Origin of the sequence: Actinomadura luzonensis (genome assembly GCF_022664455.2) — a bacterium.
Lineage (GTDB): Bacteria > Actinomycetota > Actinomycetes > Streptosporangiales > Streptosporangiaceae > Nonomuraea > Nonomuraea luzonensis.
Window position 1 is genome coordinate 2,536,604 of the sequence record NZ_JAKRKC020000001.1, and the last position, 18,719, is coordinate 2,555,322.

The following is an 18,719-nucleotide window of genomic DNA, read 5'->3' on the forward strand; positions in this document are numbered from 1 at the left end:
TCAGGGGCGGCGCGGGACGAGGGTGAGGAGGGAAGCCTCGGGGAAGCAGGCGAAGCGGGCCGGCGCGTACGGTGACGTGCCGAGACCGGCCGAGACGTGCAGCCAGGCGCCGTCGTGGCGGCTCAGCCCCTTCACGCGGGCGCGGTCGATGCCGCAGTTGGTGACCAGGGCGCCGTAGAAGGGGACGCAGAGCTGGCCGCCGTGTGTGTGGCCGGCCAGCAGGAGCTGGTAGCCGTCGGCGGCGAACAGGCTCATGTTGCGCGGCTCGGGGGAGTGCATGACGCCCAGGCGCAGGTCGGCGTCGGCCGGGGCCGGGCCGGCGACCAGGTCGTAGCGGTCGCGCGAGATGTGGGAGTCGTGGATGCCGGCCACCGCCACGTCGAGGTCGCCGACCTTGATGCGGGCCGTGGTGTTGTTCATGTCGAGCCAGCCCTCGGCGGCCATGCCCGCGCCCAGCTCCTCCCAGGGCAGGCTGGGGACGTGCTGGCGGCGCTCGTTCTTGGAGGTGCGCCACAGGTAGCGGGCCGGGTTCTTCGGCTTGGGGGCGTACAGGTCGTTGGAGCCGTAGACGAACAGGCCCGGGCGGGAGAGCAGGGGCTCCAGGGCGTGCAGGAGCGCGGGCACGGCCTCGGGGTGGGCGATCGAGTCGCCGGTGTTGACCACCAGGTCGGGCTTGAGCGCGCCCAGCGAGCGCACCCACTTGATGAGCATCGAGCGGCGCGGCGTCAGGTGCAGGTCCGTCAGGTGGAGGATGCGCACCGGACGCTGGCCGCGCTCCAGCACCGGCACGTCGAAGCGGCGCAGCCGGAACCAGTTGCGCTCGACGACGGACGCGTAACCCAGCCCGGCCAGGCCGAGACCGAGCATGGACAGGGGGACTGCGGCGGCTTTCCTCACCCAATCATGATGCCCGACATCCGGCACGAGGTGTCCGCGCAGGCGGCAAGATGGACCGCATGAGCGCATTGAAGGACAAGCTGAAGGCCGACCTCACGGCCTCGATGAAGAGTCGTGACGAGGTCCGCCTCCGGACGATCCGCATGGCGTTGGCCGCCGTCAACGTCGAGGAGGTCTCCGGCAAGCAGGCCAGGGAGCTGACCGACGACGAGATCATCAAGGTCCTGACGAAGGAGGCCAAGAAGCGGAAGGAGGCGGCCGAGGCGTTCGGCAACGCGGGGCGCGCCGAGCAGGCGCAGGCGGAGCTGGACGAGCAGGCGGTGCTGGAGGAGTACCTGCCGGCGCAGCTGTCCGACGAGGAGCTGGCCGAGCTGGTGGACGCGGCGATCGCGGAGACGGGCGCGTCCGGGCCGCAGGCCATGGGGCAGGTCATGAAGGCCGTGAACCCGAAGGTGGCGGGGCGGGCCGAGGGCGGCCGGGTGGCCGCGACGGTGCGGGCGCGCCTGGCCGCCACCTCGTCGTAGGCCGCTGGCCCGCGAGCCGGCCGGCCCTTCGCCATCAGGCCCCGGGCTCCCACGGAAGCTCGTGGCGGGTCCTGGAAGGGCCCTGGGGTTCCTAGGGGCTTTCCCGAGGCACCGGGGGGCTGAGCGCGTTTCTGGGCTTCCTGGCGACGGCAGGAGGCCCAGCGCGGCGCCCGGCGGCTCCCGGCGACGGCAGGAGGCCAATCCCAGCGCGCGGCGCCGCGCCCGCCCGGCGGCTCAGTTGCCGCCGAAGCCCGGCACGATGATCGGCCCGGCGTCGCCGCCGCGCCCGCGTCCGGTCCCGCCGTCGCCGCGCCCGTTGCCGCCCTGCCCCTGGTCGCCGTTGTCGGGCGGGTTGAAGATGTCGAACGGGTTCCCGTCCCCGTGCCGCCCCTCCTCCGGCTTCTTCTTCTTGGGCTTCGGCGCGCAGTGCTCGGTGCAGCCGCCGAACCGCGACCGGTCCACCGGCGTGAACTCGACCGGCTCGACCCCCTTGAGCGCGCTCAGCATGGAGTCCTTCCAGATGCGCCCGGAGATCGACGCGCCGTACACGTACGAGTAGTAGCGCCCGCCGATGGTGATGCCGATCAGCTCGTGGTTGGCGGCGCCGCGCGGGTCGCCGAGGGAGACCGCGGAGGCCAGGTTCGGGGTGTAGCCGGCGAACCAGGCGGACATGTAGTTGTCGGTCGTGCCGGTCTTGCCGGCCGCGTCCCGCCCGATGCCGCCCACCTCGGTCATCGTGCCCTTGGTGAACACGCCGGACAGGATGCCGCTGACCGCGTCGGCGACCTCCTCCTCCAGCACCTGCGAGCACTTCGGCTTGTACTGCTTGGCCTTGCCGTCGCGGTCCTTGATCTCGGTGATGGCGAGCGGCTTGCAGTACTGGCCGCGCGAGGCGAACACCGCGTACGAGCTGGCGATCGTCACCGGGTCGACCTCGTTGACGCCGAGCGTGAACGTCTCGACCTCCGACAGCTTGTCGCCGTCGGCCCGCTTGACGCCGAGCTTCTTGGCCATCTTGACCACGTCGCAGAGCCCGACCTGCTGTTCGAGCCGCAGGAAGAACGTGTTGACCGAGCCCCAGGTGCCGGTCTCCAGGGTCTTGAAGCCGCCGCCGCCCTCGCTGGAGTTCATGACGGTGTGGGAGGGGTCGCCGACGTTCTCGCCCTTGCAGTTCTTGAACGTGCTGTAGCCGTCGGCCTCGTAGCCGGCGGGGGCGGGGAAGCCGTCGCCGTACTTCAGGCCCTCCTCCAGGGCGGTGGCCAGCGTGTACACCTTGGCCGTCGAGCCCTGCTGGAACCCGCGGCCGCCGCCGTGCGCGGCGTCGGCCACGATGTTGTAGCTCATCTCGTTCTTCTTCTTGCTCCCGCCGAACTTTCGGGAGGCGGCCATCGCCTTGATCTCGCCGGTGCCGGGAACGACCATGGCCTGCGCGGCCACGGGCTTGTCCTTGGTGGACACGTACTTCTTGATCGCCTTCTCGGAGGCGGCCTGCATCTTGGGGTCGATCGTGGTCTTGATCGTCAGGCCGCCGCGCTGGAGCAGCTTCTTGCGCTCCTCGGGGTTCTTGCCGAACTCCTCGTTGTTGAGGATCTCGTACTGGACGTACAGGCAGAAGTACGGGTATTTGCTCTCTTCGCAGCCGCCGGGGAACTCGACGTCCTTGTAGCCGAGCTTCTTCGCCTTGGCGTCCGCGGCCTGCTGCGGCGTGATCTTGCCGATCTCGACCATCCGGTCGAGCACGGTGTTGCGCCGCTGCAGCAGCCGCTCCCGCGACTCGGCGCTGACGTTGGGGTCGGTGCGCGCCGGGTTCTGGACGGCGCCGGCCAGCGTGGCGGCCTCGGCGAGGTCCAGCTCGGAGGCGGGCTTGTCGAAGAAGCGCCGGGCCGCGGCCTGGATGCCGTGCGCGCCGGCGCCGAAATAGGCGATGTTGAGGTATTTCTCCAGGATTTGGTCCTTGGAGTACTTCCGCTCGATCGCCATCGCGTAGCGCAGCTCGGACAGCTTGCGGGAGACCGTGGTCTCGATGGCCGCCGCCCGCTCCTCGTCCGTCTCGGCCTTGTTGAGCAGCACCTGCTTGACGTACTGCTGGGTGATCGAGGAGCCGCCCTGGGTCACGCCGCCGCTGGTGAGATTCTTGACCAGCGCTCTGGCCGTTCCCTCCACGTCGATCGGCCCGTGCTGGTAGAAACGGAAGTCCTCGATCGCGATCAGCGCCTCCCGCATGATGGGCGCGACCTTGTCGAGGGTCACCGACTGGCGGTTCTCGTAGTAGAACTGCGCGATCTGCTTGCCGTTGGCGTCCATGATCTTGGTGCGTTCGGGAAGAGGGGGCTCGTCGAGCTCTTGGGGCTGAAGGTCGAGCCCCTCCAGCGCGCTCTTGGTCGACATCCCGGCTCCGCCGACCGCGGGCAGGGCCACGGCGGCCGCCAGCACCCCGGCCGCGGTCGCCGCGATGATCAGTCGCACGACGGCCAGAACGGGGTTGGAGCGATCTTTGCGCTGCGCATGCACGGTACCAAGGGTACGTCTAAAGGCTGACCGAATCGGTAGCCGCGCCACATTTCGCCTTGACGAGCCCGGGTGACTAGTCATTCCCGGTCAAGATGGCCGCGAGAAATTGGTCCTCTGGGGTCTGTCGGCCCGAACGTGTCGTTGCGTACGTTCTCCCTGCGGCAACTGAATACGGAGGCTCGGCGCCCGCGCCCGTCGGCCCCAAATGACGACTGACCACCTAAGGGGAGTGGGGTCGAAAAATGTGGATCACGGATTGGACCTCCCGTGCCGCCTGTAAAGGTGCGGATCCGGATGCCCTGTTCGTGCAGGGCGCCGCGCAGAACAGGGCGAAGCTCATCTGCCGGGGTTGCCCGGTCCGTACTGAGTGCCTCGCCGATGCGCTGGACAACCGCATCGAGTTCGGGGTGTGGGGCGGCATGACCGAGAGGGAACGACGCGCGCTGTTGCGCAGGCGTCCCGACGTTGACTCGTGGCGAGAGCTGCTCGAGTCGGCGAAAGAAGAGTACGAGCGTACGAATGAGCTGATCGCGGGCTGATCTGGCCCGGCGAGCGCGTGAGTACGGCCGGCGCCGTCCGCCGGCCGTACTTCCATGAATCACGCGGGGCAAGACCCCGCTACGCGCTCGCCAGCAGCTCCCCGATCTGCCGCAGACCGGCCAGATCGTGGACGTCCTCGGACATGGCGCGGACCTTCGCCACCGGCACCGTGGGATGTGCCGAGACGAAGTGCTCCCGTTCGCGGCCTTCGCGAGCGGCGAGCTGCATCCGACCGGCGTGCAGCCGCAGCACGGCGGCGGTCAGCTCGTGCTCGCCCCTGGATTCCAGGTCCTCGGCCGCGGCGGTGCTCCGCGCCGCCGAGAGCGCGGCGGCGGGGGACGTGTGCACCCGGTTGACCACCAGGCCGGCCAGGGGCATGCGTTCCTCGGCCAGCCGCTCGACGAAGTACGAGGCCTCGCGCATCGCGTCGCGCTCCGGCGCGGCCACCACCACGAAAGCGGTGCCGGGGGCCTGGAGCAGCCGGTACGTCATCTCGGCCCGCTGCCGAAAGCCCCCGAAGACGGCGTCCAGCGCGGAGACGAACGTCTGCAGGTCCTTGATGACCTGCGCGCCGAGCAGCTTGGTGAGCGCGCCGGCCATCAGCCCGAACCCGGCGTTCAGCAGCTTGAACGCGCTGCGGCCCCCGGCCTTGGCCGGCGCCGTCAGCAGCCGGATGAACCGGCCGTCCAGGAAGCGTCCGAGCCGCTCGGGCGCGTCCAGGAAGTCCAGCGCCGAGCGCGACGGCGGCGTGTCGACCACGATGAGGTCCCACTCGTCGGAGCGGCGGAGCTGGCCCAGCTTCTCCATCGCCATGTACTCCTGCGTGCCCGAGAAGCTGGAGGACAACGACTGGTAGAAGGGGTTCGACAGGATCTGCCGGGCCCGCTCGGGGTCGGCGTGCGCCTCGATGATCTCGTCGAACGTGCGCTTCATGTCGAGCATCATGGCGAAGAGCTGGCCCCCGCCGGCCTCCTCCTGCACCAGCCGCGGGGTGTTGTCGAGCTCGGTGAGGCCCATCGACTGCGCGAGCCGCCGCGCGGGGTCCACCGTCAGCACGACCGCGCACCGGCCGCGTTCGGCGGCCCGCAGGCCGAGCGCCGCGGCGGTCGTGGTCTTGCCCACGCCGCCCGCGCCGCAGCAGACGATGATCCTGGTGCCGCGGTCGTCGAGGATCGCGTCGATGTCCAGCCGGGCGGGCTCTTTCACGCTGCTCCCTGGGTGCGGATGCTCTCGGCCAGCTCGTACAGGCCGGCCAGGTCGACGCCGTCGGCGAGGAGCGGCAGCTCGAAGCTCGGCAGCCCGGCCTCGGCCAGCGACGCGCGCTCGGCGCGCTCCAGCTCGGTGCGGTGGGCGTGCTCGACGACCTCCTCGGCGAGCGCCTCGGCCAGCGCGTTCGCCTCGGCGCCGTCGGCGACCCCGGCGGCCTTGAGCCCGAGCACCAGCTCGCCGACGTCGAAGCGGCCCTTGACCGCCGCGTCGAGAGCGGCCCGCGGAAGCTGGGACTCCCGCACCATGTTGACGAAGATGCCGCCGGCCGGGAGCCCCGCCGAGCGCAGCTCCGCCACGCCGTCGAGGGTCTCCTGGACCGGCATCTCCTCCAGCAGGGTCACGAAGTGCACGGCCGTCTCGGGGCTCTTCACGACGCTGCTGACCAGCTCGGAGTGGTTCTTGATCGGGCCGACCCTGGCCAGCCCGGCGACCTCCTGCGTGACGTTGAGGAAGCGCGTGATGCGGCCGGTCGGCGGCGCGTCCAGCACGACCGTGTCGTAGACCCGGCGGCCGTTCCTGTTGCGCCTCCGCACGGCCTCGGTGGTCTTGCCGGTGACCAGCACGTCGCGGAAGCCGGGGGCGATGGTGGTGGCGAAGTCGACGATGCCCATCTTGCTCAGGGCGCGGCCGGCCCGGCGCATGCCGTAGAACATCTCCAGATATTCGAGCATGGCGTCCTCGGGGTCGATCGCCAGCGCGTACACGTCGCCGCCGCCGGGCGCCACGGCGATGCGGCGCTCCTCGTACGGCAGCGGCGGCAGGTCGAAGACCTGCGCGATGCCCTGCCTGCCCTCGACCTCGACGAGCAGCACCTTCTTGCCGCCCGAGGCCAGGGCGAGGGCGAGGGCGGCGGCGACGGTCGTCTTGCCCGTGCCGCCCTTCCCGGTGACGACGTGCAGCCGCACGTCCGCCCGATCCGTGTGCGGAAAGTCCACGATTCGAGGCTACCGAACGGTCACTTGTCGAAAGCCGGTGACCACCCTTTGAGATTGCTCACACTACTCTGGCCCTCATGAAGAAATGGGAGTACCTCACCGCCCCCCTGCTCATCCACAACACCAAGATGATCCTGGACAACTTCGGCTCCGACGGGTGGGAGCTGGTCCAGATCGTCCAGGGCGCCTCCCCCGAGCAGCTCGTCGCCTACTTCAAGAGGGAGAAGCAGTGACCCCCGAGGAGCGGCTGGCCGAGCTGGGGCTGACGCTGCCCGAGGTGGTGCCGCCGGTGGCGGCGTACGTGCCGGCCGTGCGCACCGGCAACCTGGTCTACACCTCCGGCCAGGTGCCCATGGTGGAGGGCAAGCTGGCGGCTGGTGGCAAGCTGGGCGCCGGGGTGAGCCTGGAGCAGGGCTACGAGATGTCCCGCATCTGCGCGCTCAACGCCCTGGCGGCGCTGAAGGCGGAGGTCGGCGACCTGTCGAAGGTCGTGCGCATCGTCAAGGTCGTCGTCTTCGTGGCCAGCGACCCGTCCTTCACCGACCAGCCGAAGGTCGGCAACGGCGCGAGCGAGCTGCTGGGCGAGGTGCTGGGCGAGGCGGGCAGGCACGCGCGGAGCGCGGTGGGCGTGGCCGCGCTGCCGCTGGACGCGCCGGTCGAGGTGGAGCTGATCGCCGAAGTCGGCTGAAGCGGGATATGTCACCATGACCGAGTGACGTTCTAGGAGGAGGTCATGTGACCGGATTTCCGCTTCCAGCCGAGCTCGCCGAGCGAGCCAGGGACCTCATCGCCGGGAAGATCGCCCCGGTGCCCCCGCGGGACGCCGCCACGGTGGTGATCCTGCGGGACGGCCCCGAGGTGTACCTCCTGCGGCGCAAGGCCACCATGGCCTTCGCGGCCGGCGCGTACGTCTTCCCCGGCGGCTCGGTCGACGTCCGCGACACCGACCACGCCGTGGCGTGGGCCGGGCCGTCGCCCGCCGAGTGGGGCGCGGTGTTCCGCGCCGACGAGCAGCTCGCCCGCGGGCTGGTGTGCGCGGCCGTGCGCGAGACGTTCGAGGAGTCCGGGGTGCTGCTGGCCGGCCCCGACCCCGGCTCCGTGGTCGCGGACACCACCGGCGACGACTGGGAGGCCGACCGGCTGGCCCTCATCGACCGCGACCTCGCCTTCGCCGACTTCCTCGCCCGGCGCGGGCTGGTGCTCCGCTCCGACCTGCTGAAGCCCTGGGCCCACTGGATCACCCCGGAGATCGAGCAGCGCCGCTTCGACACCCGCTTCTTCGTCGCCGTGCTGCCCGAGGGCCAGCGCACCCGCGACGTCGGCGGGGAGGCCGACCAGGTCGCCTGGACGCGGCCCGGCGAGGCGGTCGAGCGGGCGCACCGCGGCGAGATCTTCCTCATGCCGCCGACCTACCGCACGCTGAGCGAGCTGGCGGAGTACGCGAGCGTGGCGGACGTGCTCGCCGCGCCGCGCGACATCGTGACCATCCTGCCGAAGGCCGTGGAGATCGAGGGCGAGATGCGGCTGGTGACCACGTGAGCGGGCTGCACATCCCCATCGACACCCCCGACGGCTCCCGCACCGAGCACGCCGTCAACGTCCTGGCCCCCAACCCCGGCATCATGACGCTCGACGGCACCAACACGTGGGTGATCGGCGCCGGCGAGGAGGTGATCGTGGTCGACCCGGGCCCGGACGACCCCGCACACCTCGGCCGGGTGCGCGACCGGCTCGACGGCCGGCACGTCACCACGATCCTGCTCACCCACGGCCACTTCGACCACAGCGGCGGCGCCAGGAGCTTCGCCGCGATGGTGGACGCCCCCGTCCGCGCCCTCGACCCGCGCCACCGGCTCGGCGAGGAGGGGCTGGCCGACGGCGACGTGCTCACCGTGGACGGCCTGGAGCTGCACGTGTACGGCACGCCGGGCCACTCGTTCGACTCGCTCTGCTTCTGGCTGCCGCGCGACGGCGCGATGCTCACCGGCGACACCGTGCTCGGCCGCGGCACCACGATCATCGCCCGCGACGGCGGCCTCGCCGACTACCTGCGGAGCCTTGACCGGCTCCGCTCGGCCGCGGAGAGCCTGGAGGCGCGGGTGCTGCTGCCGGGCCACGGCCCGGTGCTGCCCGACCCGATCGCGGCGCTCGACGGCTACCTCGTGCACCGGCGCGAGCGGCTGGACCAGATCAGGGCGGCGCGGGCGCAGGGCGCGCGCACGCCGCGCGAGATCGTCCGCGTCGTCTACGCCGACGTGGACCGCTCGCTCTGGGCCGCCGCCGAGATGTCGGTGCGCGCCCAGCTCGACTACCTGGAACGGTTGTAGAGCCGGTCCATGTCGAGGATCACCACGGCCTTGGCCTCGATGCGCAGCCAGCCGCGCTGGGCGAAGTCGGCCAGCGCCTTGTTGACCGTCTCGCGGGAGGCGCCGACGAGCTGCGCCAGCTCCTCCTGGGTGAGGTCGTGGTGGACCCGCAGGCCGTCGTCGGTCTTGGCGCCGAACCGCTCGGCGAGGTCGAGGAGCTGCTTGGCGACGCGGCCGGGCACGTCGGTGAAGACCAGGTCGGCCAGCACGTCGTTGGTGCGCCGCAGGCGCTGCGCGAGCGCGCGCAGCAGGTGCAGCGCCACCTCGGGCCGGCCGGTGAGCCAGGGGCGCAGGTCGTCGTGGCCGAGACCGGCGAGGCGCACCTCGGTCAGCGCCGTCGCCGTGGCCGTGCGCGGCCGCGGGTCGAACAGCGACAGCTCGCCGAACATCTCGCTCGGCCCGAGCACGCTCAGCAGGTTCTCCCGGCCGTCCGGGGACGTGCGGGACAGCTTGATCTTGCCTTCGAGCACGACGTAGAGGCGGTCGCCCGTCTCGTTCTCGTGGAAGAGCGTCTGCCCCTTGGAGAGCTGGACCTCGGTGATGCTCGTCCGCAGCGCCGCGGCGCTCTCGCGGTCGAGCGCGGCGAACAGGGGGGCCTTGCCCAGCACATCGTCGGTGTTCACTCTGCCTCCTCTGCTGCCATTGTGACTCACCCCACTCCAGGCGGCACACACAGGTTATGGGAATGCCGGAGTGTTCTGGCTCGTCCGGGTGTGTCGAGTCTGCGTCGAGTCCGGGTCGAGTCCAGAGGGAAAGTTACCGGAGGCCCGGGTTCAGCAGGCGAGCAGGTCGTCCACGGAGGCCATCGCGGTCGCGACGGACTGGCCCAGCAGGACGCGCAGCACGTCGGCGGCGCGCGGGCGGGACCGGTGATCGGGGCGGCGGCACTGGGCGACCGCGACGCGCAGCGTGGGCGGCAGGGCCGCCGGGTCGCCGTCGCGGACGCCGGTCGCGGCGAAGACCACCAGGTCGGCCCAGGCCCGCACGTCGTCGGCCACCGCGCCCTCGTACCCGGCCGCCGAGGGCAGCCAGCCGATGAAGACCTGGCCGTGCGCGCCGAGCGCCACGCTGTCCTGGCTGAGCCGCAGCCCGGCCATGCCGCGCTCGTGCAGCCTCGCCATCGTCGCGGCGCAGGCCAGCGCCAGCCGGTGCAGCGCCTGCCCGCGCAGCGGCCCCGAGGCCCGGACGAACTCCGCCACCGTCGCACCCTGACCGCCCATGGCCACCCCTCCCGTGTCGCCAGCTTGTACGGGACCGGACCCGTCCGGGGTTCAAGCACGGGCGGAACCTTCTACCCTTGCGGTCATGGCGACGACAGCGGCGGGGCGCAAGCCGGAGACGCAGCTCGCACTCGTGCGGCGGGCACGCAGGATGAACCGGATCCTGGCGGAGACGTACCCGGACGCGCACTGCGAGCTCGACTTCCGCAACCCCCTGGAGCTGCTGGTCGCCACCATCCTGTCCGCGCAGTGCACGGACAAGCGGGTCAACATGGTCACTCCGGTGCTGTTCGCGAAATATCCGACGGTCGAGGACTACGCCGCCGCGGACCGCACCGAGATGGAGGAGATCATCCGCTCGACCGGCTTCTTCCGGGCCAAGACCAACAGCATCATCGGCATGGCCCAGGCCGTCTGCGAGCGTTACGGCGGCGAGGTGCCCGGCCGGCTGAAGGACCTCGTCACGCTGCCCGGCGTGGGCCGCAAGACCGCGAACGTGGTGCTCGGCAACGCCTTCGACGTCCCCGGGCTCACCGTCGACACCCACTTCCAGCGCCTCGTGCGCCGCTTCGGCTGGACCGAGGAGACCGACCCGGTCAAGATCGAGCAGGTCGTCGGCGAGCTGCTGCCGCGCCGCGAGTGGACGATCTTCTCGCACCGGGTCATCTGGCACGGCCGCCGCATCTGCCACGCCCGGCGTCCGGCCTGCGGCGTCTGCCCGCTGGCCGCGCTGTGCCCGTCGTTCGGCGCCGGGCCGACGTCCGAGGCCGAGGCCCGCAAGCTCGTCAGGTCCGGGCCCTTCTCCTGAGGGAAGCGGGTGAGGCGCCGGCGCGTTGGAGGAGGAGTGACCCAAGTCCCCGACTGGCTGATCCGCCTGGCGGAGCAGGCCCAGCAGCTCCCCGTCCCCCAGACCATGCTGCCCCCGGACGGGAGGGGACGGCCCGCCGCGGTGCTCATGCTCTTCGGCGAGGGACCGCTCGGCCCCGACGTGCTGCTCATCCAGCGCAGCACGCGCGGACGCAGGCACGCCGGGCAGCCCGCGTTCCCCGGCGGCGGCGTCGACCCCGAGGACGGCGGCCCGATCGAGGCGGCGCTGCGCGAGGCCGAGGAGGAGACCGGGGCCGACCCGCGCGGCGTGCACGTGCTGTGCACGCTGCCCGAGCTGTACCTGACCTACAGCGACAACCGGGTCACGCCCGTGGTCGCCTGGTGGCGGGAGCCGTCCGCGGTGCACGCGGCCTCGCCCGACGAGGTCGAGTCGGTCGAACGGGTGCCGATCGGCGAGCTGGTCGACCCGGCCAACCGGGTCATGCTGCGGCACCCGAGCGGCATGAAGGGGCCGGCGTTCCAGGTGCGCGGCATGCTCGTGTGGGGGTTCACCGCCATGATCCTCGACTCCGTGCTGCGCGCGGGCGGGCTCGAGCGGCCCTGGGACACCTCGCGCACCGCGGAGCTGCCCCCCGACCTCGACGGCCGCCCCCGCTAACGCCCCGACCACAGGGCGACCCCGAGCGAGGCCCAGCCGGCCACGTCGGCGTCGGTGTCGGCGGCCAGCACGCGCAGCGCGGCCAGCCCGGACGGGTCCGGCGGGTCGCCGAGCACGTGCTGCAGCGCGTACGCGGCGCCGTACCTGACCCGGGCGTCCCGGTGCGCGGCCAGGTCGATCACGGACGGCAGCGAGCGCGGGTCGGCCAGGTGCCCGAAGGCGATCAGCACCGAGTAGAGCACCATGGCGTCGTGCTCGCTGGCCGCGAGGTAGCGCAGCACCGGCAGCGTGCGGTCGGCGAACGGCCGCAGCATGCCCATGATGTCCACCCCGAGCAGGCGCTCGGCCACGGTGTCCGCGGCGCACAGGCGCCGCGCCTCGATGAACGACTCCAGGTCGCCGCGCTGCCGCAGCACGGAGATCACGTGCCAGCGCAGCGGGCCGTCCGGGTCGTCGTCGAGCAGGGCTGCCTGGATGAGATCGCGAACTGTTCCCTCGACCGGCGGCATAGCGCCCAAGGTAGCCAGGAGGGTGACGCGGTCCTGGCCGAAGACGTGCACGCTTGACCGTATCCCTGGCTACCTTTGAAGCGTGCGCGGTGATCTGCTTGACCTCATTCTGATCGGCCTCGTGATCGCCTTCGGCGTCTCGGGGTACCGTCAGGGGTTCATCATCGGGGCGATGAGCTTCGTGGGGTTCGTGGGCGGAGCCGTGCTCGGGGTCTTCATCGCGCCGCCGGTCTCGCGGGCCGTGGTCGACGGCGACACGCCGCAGGCGCTGCTGGCCATCGTGATCGTGTTCCTGTCCGCCACGATCGGGCAGTTCGCCTCCTCCACCCTCGGCGCCGTCGTGCGCAGCCACGTCACCTGGGAGCCGGCGAAGGTGGCCGACGCGGTCGGCGGCACGTTCGCGAGCGCGCTGTCGGTGCTGGTCATCGCCTGGCTGATCGGCTCGCTGATCGTCTCGACGTCCTTCTCGCCGCTGGTCGACCAGGTCAAGAACTCCGCGCTGCTCACCACCGTCGACGACGCGATCCCGCAGGCGGCCCGCAACTGGCAGGCGCCGTTCAAGAAGTTCATCGACCGCTCGGAGTTCCCGCCGGTCTTCGACGACATCGGCGCGGGGCAGCTCTTCGACGTGCCGCCGCCCGACCAGAGCGTGCTGCAGGGAAACCGGCTCGGCCGCGCCCGCCGCGCCATCGTCAAGGTGCAGGGCGACGCCCAGAGCTGCAACAAGCACATCGAGGGCACCGGCTTCGTCTACGCCCCCGGCCGGATCATGACCAACGCGCACGTCGTCGCGGGCGTCACCCGCGACCTGGAGGTCATCGACCACGACAACGTCCGGCACGAGGCCGTGGTCGTGCGCTACAACCCGCGCCGCGACATCGCCATCCTCTACGTGCCCGGCCTCGACCTGCCCCAGCTCACCTTCGACGGCGAGGGCAGCCGCGGCGACAACGCGATCATCGCCGGCTTCCCCAAGGGCAAGGGCTTCACCGCCGAGCCGGCCAGGATCGGCGGCAAGCTCGACGCCGAGGGCCCCGACATCTACCGCGACACCACGGTGACCCGCAAGGTGTACCAGATCCGCGGCATCGTCCTGCCGGGCAACTCCGGCGGCCCGCTGCTGACCGCCGACGGCCGCGTGTACGGCGTGATCTTCGCCGCCGCCGTCAACGAGAAGGAGACCGGCTACGTCCTGACGGCCGAGGAGGTCGCCCCCGACGCCGCCCTCGGCCGCACCGACACCTCGCCGGCCAGCACCCAGGAGTGCGACTGACCGCCCGCTAGCGCGGCAGCCGGTCCAGGATCAGGGCGATCGACTCGTCGGCGTCGCTGTCCTGGCCCAGGCCGGAGGCGGCCTTGCCCACCGCGTCGTACGCGCCGCCGTACGCCTGGGCGCGCGCCGCGCCCCGCGCGAACAGCGTCACCGCGCCGCGGCCGTTGCCGCGCTGCAGGTGCGTGAGCCCGACGCAGATCTGCGCCAGGCCCTGCCACAGTTCGCGCTCGTCCTCGGGGGCGCACTTCCAGCGGCCCTCGAACACCTCGTGGGCGTTGAACGGCAGCCCCTCGGCCAGGAACCGCCGCGCGTCGGCGAGGGCCTGCTCGGTGGTGGGCGCGTAGTCGTCGGGGACCCGCGGCATGCCGGGCGAGCCGTAGGGGAGCGGCCTGCCGTACGCGTCGCGCGGCCGGGCGTTGCGGGGCCGGCCCTCGGGGTCGCGGTCTCTCATCTCTCAGGCTCTCTCGTCAGGTGGGGGGCCCGCTCACCGGTCGGGCTCGTCGTCGGCCAGCCAGCCGAGCAGCTCGGTGTCGAACGCGTCGGGGATCTCCTCGTGCGGGAAGTGGCCGGCGCCCTCGAACAGCCGCCACCGGTAGGGGGCGGCGACGTACCGGCTCGATCCCTGGGCGGTGCGCGGCAGCGCGCGCGGGTCGAGCGCCCCGTGCAGGTGCAGCGTCGGGGCCTCGATCTCGGTGCGCATGGCGCGGGCGAAGCGCCGCCCGTCGGGCCGGAGCTGGGAGCGGCCGAACCAGCGGTGGTACTCCAGCGCGCAGTGCGCCACCGTCGGGATGCGGAACGCCTCGCGGTAGACCCGCGCGTCGCCGGCCTCCGGCCAGCCGGGTCTGGCCCACTCCTCCAGGTAGCGGCCCACGAGGGCGCCGTCCTTGCGGGTCAGCCGGTGCTCGGGCAGCAGCGGCACCTGGAAGCCGAGCGCCTGCCTGCTGGCCTTGAGCTGGCCCAGCGGGTCGGTGAGCAGCGCGTTCCTGAGCCGCAGCGGGTGCGGGGCGGACACGGCCACCAGCCGGCGCACGCACTTGGGGTCGAGCACGGCCATCGTCCAGGCCAGCAGCCCGCCCCAGTCGTGGCCGACGACGATCGCCCCGGTCTCGCCGAGCGCCCGGATCAGCCCCGCCGCGTCGGCGGCCAGCGTGGGCAGGTCGTAGCCGCGCGGCGGCTTGTCGCTGCCGCCGTAGCCGCGAAGGTCGGCCGCGACCGCCCGGTAGCCCGCCGCGGGCAGCGAGACGAGCTGGTGCCGCCAGGTCCACCAGAACTGCGGGAAACCGTGCAGCAGCAGCACCAGCGGGCCCTCGCCCGCCTCCACGACGTGGAAGCGGGTGCCGCCGGCGTGCACCGCCCGGTGCGTCCAGGGGCCCTGGATCTCGATGACCGACTCGTCAGGGCGCGTCACGGGTCACCGGCTCGCGCTCGCGGCTCGCCGCCTGACCGTCGGGGCTGACGGCCGGGAGCGTCGCCTCCTCCTCGGGGGTGGCGATCTCCTTCAGGCCCTTGATCGACCGGGCCGTGCGCTTCATCCCGGCCAGGCCCTTCAGCCGCCGGATCCCGACGAACACCAGCAGACCCGCGACCAGCAGGTAGAACACGGTCACGATGAGGAAGGCCGCCCACGTCGGCAGCCACTGGGCCAGCACGTAGGCGATCGTGAACGAGGCGAGGATCAGGCACAGGTGCGCCATGAAGGCGGCGGCGGCGAACAGGCCGCCGGCCATGCCCACCCGCTTGGCGTCGAACCTGAACTCGGCCTTGGCCAGCTCGATCTCCGAGCGGACCAACGTCGAGATCTGACTGCTCGCCTGGGCGACCAGGGAGCCCAGGGATTCTTCCTCGGGAGTCTGCGGCATGAACGTCTCCTATCGAGGCCCGGTGGCCGTGTCAATCATCATCCAGCGCATTGCGACGGTTGCGTACCCGAATGTGCAGCAGCCCCGCCGCGAGGACCGACGCGACCAGGCTGGCCGCGAGGATCCCCGTGGTGACGGCCTCGGCGCGCTGCCGGTCGTCGCCGTACGCCAGGTCGCCGATCAGCAGTGACACCGTGAACCCGATCCCGGCCAGCAACGACACGGCAGCCATGTCCCGCCAGTGGAGCTCGTCCGACAGCTTCGCCAGGCCGAGCCGCACCGACAGCCACGCGCCGCCGAACACGCCGAGGAACTTCCCAAGGATCAGTCCCGCTATCACTCCCAGAACTACCCGATCGGAGAAGATAGCGCCGAGGCTGGACCCGTCCAGCTTCACCCCCGCGGAAAGGAACGCGAACACCGGCACCGCGAGACCCGCCGAGACCGGGCGCAGGTAGTGGTCGGCGGCCTCGGCGGGGGAGCGGGGCTCGTCGTCGCGGGCGGTGACCCTGGTCAGCAGGCCGAGCGCCACCCCGGCCACCGTGGCGTGCACGCCGCTCGCCTCGACGGCCCACCAGGCGGCCACCGCGAGCGGCGCCAGCAGCCAGGGGTTCGTGACGTGGCGGCGCTGGAGCAGGCCGTACGCGGCGATGAGCGCCGCGCCGAGCAGGAGCGCGGGGACGTTCAGGTCGTGGCTGTAGAAGACGGCGATGACGGTGATCGCGCCGAGGTCGTCCACGACCGCGCAGGTCAGCAGGAACGCCCGCAGGGCCGCCGGCATCGCGCCGGCCGTGACCGCGAGGACGGCGAGGGCGAAGGCGATGTCCGTGGCCGTCGGGATCGCCCAGCCGCGCGCGGCGCCCTCCGCGCCCGCGCTGACCGCCAGGAAGACGAGCGCGGGGACGACCATGCCGGACAGCGCGGCGATGACGGGCAGCGCGGCCTTGCGCAGGTGGGCCAGCTCGCCGTGGACGAACTCCTCCTTGACCTCCAGCCCCGCCACGAAGAAGAAGACCGTCAGCAGGCCGTGCTGCGCCCATTCGTAGAGGGCGAGCGGGCCGAGCCGGACCCCGCGGATCGCCTCGTAGCCGTCGAGGGAGACGTTGGCCCAGATCAGGGCCCCCAGGGTGGCGGCGAGCATGATGACGCCGCCGATGGTCTCGGTGCGGAGGGCTTCGGCGACGGTACGGGCGTAGCGGGCGGTGACGGGCATGAGGGCTCTTCCGGGATCGGCGGATGCTACGCCGACCCGACTTCCCGGCACACCTGCGTACGACTGTACACAAAAGGGGCGCACACCACCTTTCGCGGCATGCGCCCCCTTTCTGGCCGGATCAGTCCTCGGACTTCGCCGACGGGAGCTTCTCCGAGATCAGGTTCATCACCGTGCTGTCGGCCAGCGTCGTGACGTCGCCGATGCTGCGGTTCTCCGCCACGTCGCGGAGGAGCCGTCGCATGATCTTGCCGGAGCGGGTCTTCGGCAGCTCGGGCACGACCAGGATCTGGCGGGGCTTGGCGATCGGGCCGAGCGTCTTGGCCACGTGGTTGCGCAGCTCGGTGGCGATGTCCGCGTCCTCCTCGGCGCTGCCGCGCAGGATCACGAACGACACGATGGCCTGGCCGGTCACCGGGTCCGTCGCGCCCACGACCGCCGCCTCGGCCACCTTCGGGTGGCTGACCAGCGCGCTCTCCACCTCCGTGGTCGAGATGTTGTGGCCGGAGACCAGCATGACGTCGTCCACGCGGCCGAGCAGCCACAGGTCGCCGTCCTCGTCCTTCTTGGCGCCGTCGCCCGGGAAGTACATGCCGGGGAAACGGCTCCAGTAGGTGTCGATGTAGCGCTGGTCGTCGCCCCAGATCGTGCGCAGCATCGACGGCCACGGGTCGCGGACCACCAGGAAGCCGCCGCCGCCGTCCGGGACGCTGGTGCCCTGGTCGTCCACCACGTCGGCGGTGATGCCGGGCAGCGGGCGCATCGCGGCGCCCGGCTTGGCGGCGGTCACGCCGGGCAGCGGGCTGATCATGACGGCGCCGGTCTCGGTCTGCCACCACGTGTCGACGACCGGGCAGCGGTTCTGGCCGATGTGCTCGCGGTACCAGACGTACGCCTCGGGGTTGATCGGCTCGCCGACCGAGCCCAGGACGCGCAGGCTGGACATGTCGTACTTGGCGGGGATGTCGTCGCCCCACTTCATGAACGTCCGGATCGCCGTCGGGGCCGTGTACAGGATCGTCACCTTGTACTTCTGCACGACCTCCCAGAACCGGCCGCGGTGCGGGGTGTCGGGGGTGCCCTCGTAGATGACGCTGGTGGCGCCGTTGGCCAGCGGGCCGTAGACGATGTAGGAGTGGCCGGTCACCCAGCCGATGTCCGCCGTGCACCAGTAGATGTCGGTCTCCGGCTTGAGGTCGAAGACCGCGTGGTGCGTCCAGGCCGTCTGCGTCAGGTAGCCGCCGGTCGTGTGCAGGATGCCCTTCGGCTTGCCCGTGGTGCCGCTGGTGTACAGGATGTACAGCGGGTCCTCGGCGCCGTGCGGCTGCGGCGTGTGCCGGTCGCTCTGGCGGCCGACGACGTCGTGCCACCACAGGTCCTTCTCGCCGAACGCGACGTCCTGGCCGGTGCGGCGCACCACGAGGACGTTCTCGACCTGCGGGCACTCGGCGACGGCCTCGTCCACGGTCGGCTTCAGCGCGCTCGGCTTGCCGCGACGGTAGCCGCCGTCGGCCGTGATCACCAGCTTGGCGTCGGCGTCGTCGATGCGGCTCTTCAGCGCGCTGGCGGAGAAGCCGCCGAACACCACGCTGTGGATCGCCCCGATGCGGGCGCAGGCCAGCATCGCGATCGGCAGCTCGGGGATCATCGGCATGTAGATCGCGACCCGGTCGCCCTTGGCCACGCCCAGCTCCTCCAGGGCGTTCGCGGCCTTGCTGACCTCGGTCTTGAGGTCGTTGTAGGTGAGGACGCGGGTGTCGTCGTCCGGCTCGCCCTCCCAGTAGTAGGCGACCTTGTCGCCGCGGCCCTCCTCGACGTGCCGGTCCACGCAGTTGTAGGCCACGTTGAGCTCGCCGCCGACGAACCACTTGGCGAAGGGGGCGTTCCACTCCAGGGTGGTGTCCCACCGCCTGGCCCAGGTCAACCGCTCGGCCGCGCGCTCCCAGAAGGCGAGACGGTCAGCGGCGGCCTCGTCATATGCGGCGGCGGTCACGTTCGCGGCCGCCGCCAGGTCAGCCGGAGGTGCGAACCGGCGGTTCTCCTGCAGCAGGTTGGACAGCGCCTGGGTCTCGTTGCCAGGGGTCTCCGGGGCCACCTCGTGCTCCTTCTATGGCCAG

General features: G+C 71.7%; 21 protein-coding genes. 9 read left to right on the top strand and 12 right to left on the bottom strand.

Annotated elements, in window-relative coordinates; translation table 11 throughout:
* Complete coding sequence (locus MF672_RS12210; protein WP_242374252.1) at nt 1-867, bottom strand: metallophosphoesterase; 867 nt, start codon at nt 865-867, stop codon at nt 1-3.
* A gap of 89 nt (nt 868-956) precedes the next feature.
* Between MF672_RS12210 and MF672_RS12215 the strand changes: the two genes are divergently transcribed.
* Nucleotides 957-1,421: a GatB/YqeY domain-containing protein gene (locus MF672_RS12215; protein WP_242374209.1), complete on the top strand. Its 465-nt coding sequence runs from the start codon at nt 957-959 to the stop codon at nt 1,419-1,421.
* A gap of 234 nt (nt 1,422-1,655) precedes the next feature.
* Here the strand turns inward: MF672_RS12215 and MF672_RS12220 are convergent, their stop codons facing one another.
* On the bottom strand, nt 1,656-3,887 hold the full coding sequence (locus tag MF672_RS12220; RefSeq protein ID WP_308210481.1) for a transglycosylase domain-containing protein: 2,232 nt from the start codon (nt 3,885-3,887) through the stop codon (nt 1,656-1,658).
* A gap of 287 nt (nt 3,888-4,174) precedes the next feature.
* Between MF672_RS12220 and MF672_RS12225 the strand changes: the two genes are divergently transcribed.
* Nucleotides 4,175-4,471, top strand: coding sequence for a WhiB family transcriptional regulator (locus tag MF672_RS12225; protein ID WP_020542548.1), 297 nt, complete (start codon nt 4,175-4,177; stop codon nt 4,469-4,471).
* A 79-nt stretch (nt 4,472-4,550) separates the two neighbouring features.
* On the opposite strand, the gene bagB is transcribed toward MF672_RS12225, so the two are convergent.
* Both bagB and bagA read right to left on the bottom strand, forming a co-directional pair.
* Nucleotides 4,551-5,678, bottom strand: a complete 1,128-nt coding sequence (gene bagB / locus MF672_RS12230) for an ATPase BagB (protein ID WP_242374207.1) — start codon at nt 5,676-5,678, stop codon at nt 4,551-4,553.
* Entirely contained in the window at nt 5,675-6,676 is a 1,002-nt protein-coding gene (gene bagA, locus MF672_RS12235) for an ATPase BagA (protein ID WP_242374206.1), read from the bottom strand. Before bagA ends, bagB begins: the two co-directional genes overlap by 4 nt.
* A gap of 77 nt (nt 6,677-6,753) precedes the next feature.
* Here bagA and sp36 point away from each other — a divergent pair, with 77 nt between their 5' ends.
* From sp36 to MF672_RS12255, 4 genes are read left to right on the top strand one after another with little or no spacing between them, the layout of a single operon-like run.
* Nucleotides 6,754-6,909, top strand: coding sequence for a Sp36 family protein (gene sp36 / locus MF672_RS12240; protein ID WP_242374205.1), 156 nt, complete (start codon nt 6,754-6,756; stop codon nt 6,907-6,909).
* Nucleotides 6,906-7,364 carry a RidA family protein gene (locus MF672_RS12245; protein WP_242374204.1) on the top strand — a complete coding sequence of 153 codons (459 nt, stop codon included), beginning with the start codon at nt 6,906-6,908 and terminating at the stop codon, nt 7,362-7,364. The genes sp36 and MF672_RS12245 overlap by 4 nt, the downstream gene beginning before the upstream one ends.
* 47 nt (nt 7,365-7,411) lie before the next feature.
* A complete protein-coding gene (locus MF672_RS12250; RefSeq protein WP_242374203.1) occupies nt 7,412-8,215 on the top strand; it encodes an NUDIX hydrolase in 804 nt (267 codons plus the stop codon).
* The gene (locus tag MF672_RS12255) at nt 8,212-9,003 is read left to right on the top strand and encodes an MBL fold metallo-hydrolase (protein WP_242374202.1); all 792 of its coding nucleotides are present in this window, start codon (nt 8,212-8,214) and stop codon (nt 9,001-9,003) included. The genes MF672_RS12250 and MF672_RS12255 overlap by 4 nt, the downstream gene beginning before the upstream one ends.
* Here MF672_RS12255 and MF672_RS12260 read toward each other — a convergent pair.
* On the bottom strand, nt 8,985-9,665 hold the full coding sequence (locus MF672_RS12260; protein WP_242374201.1) for a Crp/Fnr family transcriptional regulator: 681 nt from the start codon (nt 9,663-9,665) through the stop codon (nt 8,985-8,987). The genes MF672_RS12255 and MF672_RS12260 overlap by 19 nt on opposite strands.
* A gap of 150 nt (nt 9,666-9,815) precedes the next feature.
* The gene (locus MF672_RS12265; RefSeq protein ID WP_242374200.1) at nt 9,816-10,241 is read right to left on the bottom strand and encodes a hypothetical protein; all 426 of its coding nucleotides are present in this window, start codon (nt 10,239-10,241) and stop codon (nt 9,816-9,818) included.
* Between the two features lie 106 nt (nt 10,242-10,347).
* On the opposite strand from MF672_RS12265, the gene nth reads away from it, so the two are divergent.
* On the top strand, nt 10,348-11,070 hold the full coding sequence (gene nth, locus MF672_RS12270; RefSeq protein ID WP_242374199.1) for an endonuclease III: 723 nt from the start codon (nt 10,348-10,350) through the stop codon (nt 11,068-11,070).
* 36 nt (nt 11,071-11,106) lie between these two features.
* The gene (locus MF672_RS12275) at nt 11,107-11,748 is read left to right on the top strand and encodes an NUDIX hydrolase (RefSeq protein WP_242374198.1); all 642 of its coding nucleotides are present in this window, start codon (nt 11,107-11,109) and stop codon (nt 11,746-11,748) included.
* On the opposite strand, the gene MF672_RS12280 is transcribed toward MF672_RS12275, so the two are convergent.
* Complete coding sequence (locus tag MF672_RS12280) at nt 11,745-12,257, bottom strand: HEAT repeat domain-containing protein (protein WP_242374197.1); 513 nt, start codon at nt 12,255-12,257, stop codon at nt 11,745-11,747. The genes MF672_RS12275 and MF672_RS12280 overlap by 4 nt on opposite strands.
* Nucleotides 12,258-12,339: 82 nt before the next feature.
* Between MF672_RS12280 and MF672_RS12285 the strand changes: the two genes are divergently transcribed.
* Entirely contained in the window at nt 12,340-13,530 is a 1,191-nt protein-coding gene (locus MF672_RS12285; RefSeq protein WP_242374196.1) for a MarP family serine protease, read from the top strand.
* Between the two features lie 7 nt (nt 13,531-13,537).
* On the opposite strand, the gene MF672_RS12290 is transcribed toward MF672_RS12285, so the two are convergent.
* From MF672_RS12290 to acs, 5 genes are all read right to left on the bottom strand, one after another.
* Entirely contained in the window at nt 13,538-13,981 is a 444-nt protein-coding gene (locus MF672_RS12290) for a DUF309 domain-containing protein (RefSeq protein ID WP_242374195.1), read from the bottom strand.
* A gap of 33 nt (nt 13,982-14,014) precedes the next feature.
* On the bottom strand, nt 14,015-14,938 hold the full coding sequence (locus MF672_RS12295; protein ID WP_242374194.1) for an alpha/beta fold hydrolase: 924 nt from the start codon (nt 14,936-14,938) through the stop codon (nt 14,015-14,017).
* Nucleotides 14,925-15,389, bottom strand: a complete 465-nt coding sequence (locus MF672_RS12300; RefSeq protein ID WP_242374193.1) for a phage holin family protein — start codon at nt 15,387-15,389, stop codon at nt 14,925-14,927. The genes MF672_RS12295 and MF672_RS12300 overlap by 14 nt, the downstream gene beginning before the upstream one ends.
* Before the next feature lie 31 nt (nt 15,390-15,420).
* On the bottom strand, nt 15,421-16,602 hold the full coding sequence (nhaA, locus tag MF672_RS12305; protein WP_242374192.1) for a Na+/H+ antiporter NhaA: 1,182 nt from the start codon (nt 16,600-16,602) through the stop codon (nt 15,421-15,423).
* A gap of 121 nt (nt 16,603-16,723) precedes the next feature.
* Entirely contained in the window at nt 16,724-18,697 is a 1,974-nt protein-coding gene (gene acs / locus MF672_RS12310) for an acetate--CoA ligase (protein ID WP_242374191.1), read from the bottom strand.
* Nucleotides 18,698-18,719: the final 22 nt, after the last annotated feature.

What these genes read in the sequence shown, in the direction of transcription:
- nhaA (WP_242374192.1), bottom strand. Translation starts at nt 16,602, where the DNA reads ATGCCCGTCACCGCCCGCTACGCCCGTACCGTCGCCGAAGCCCTCCGC.
- MF672_RS12215 (WP_242374209.1), top strand. Translation starts at nt 957, where the DNA reads ATGAGCGCATTGAAGGACAAGCTGAAGGCCGACCTCACGGCCTCGATG.
- MF672_RS12210 (WP_242374252.1), bottom strand. Translation starts at nt 867, where the DNA reads ATGCTCGGTCTCGGCCTGGCCGGGCTGGGTTACGCGTCCGTCGTCGAG.
- sp36 (WP_242374205.1), top strand. Translation starts at nt 6,754, where the DNA reads ATGAAGAAATGGGAGTACCTCACCGCCCCCCTGCTCATCCACAACACC.
- MF672_RS12290 (WP_242374195.1), bottom strand. Translation starts at nt 13,981, where the DNA reads ATGAGAGACCGCGACCCCGAGGGCCGGCCCCGCAACGCCCGGCCGCGC.
- nth (WP_242374199.1), top strand. Translation starts at nt 10,348, where the DNA reads ATGGCGACGACAGCGGCGGGGCGCAAGCCGGAGACGCAGCTCGCACTC.
- MF672_RS12300 (WP_242374193.1), bottom strand. Translation starts at nt 15,389, where the DNA reads ATGCCGCAGACTCCCGAGGAAGAATCCCTGGGCTCCCTGGTCGCCCAG.
- MF672_RS12225 (WP_020542548.1), top strand. Translation starts at nt 4,175, where the DNA reads ATGTGGATCACGGATTGGACCTCCCGTGCCGCCTGTAAAGGTGCGGAT.
- MF672_RS12280 (WP_242374197.1), bottom strand. Translation starts at nt 12,257, where the DNA reads ATGCCGCCGGTCGAGGGAACAGTTCGCGATCTCATCCAGGCAGCCCTG.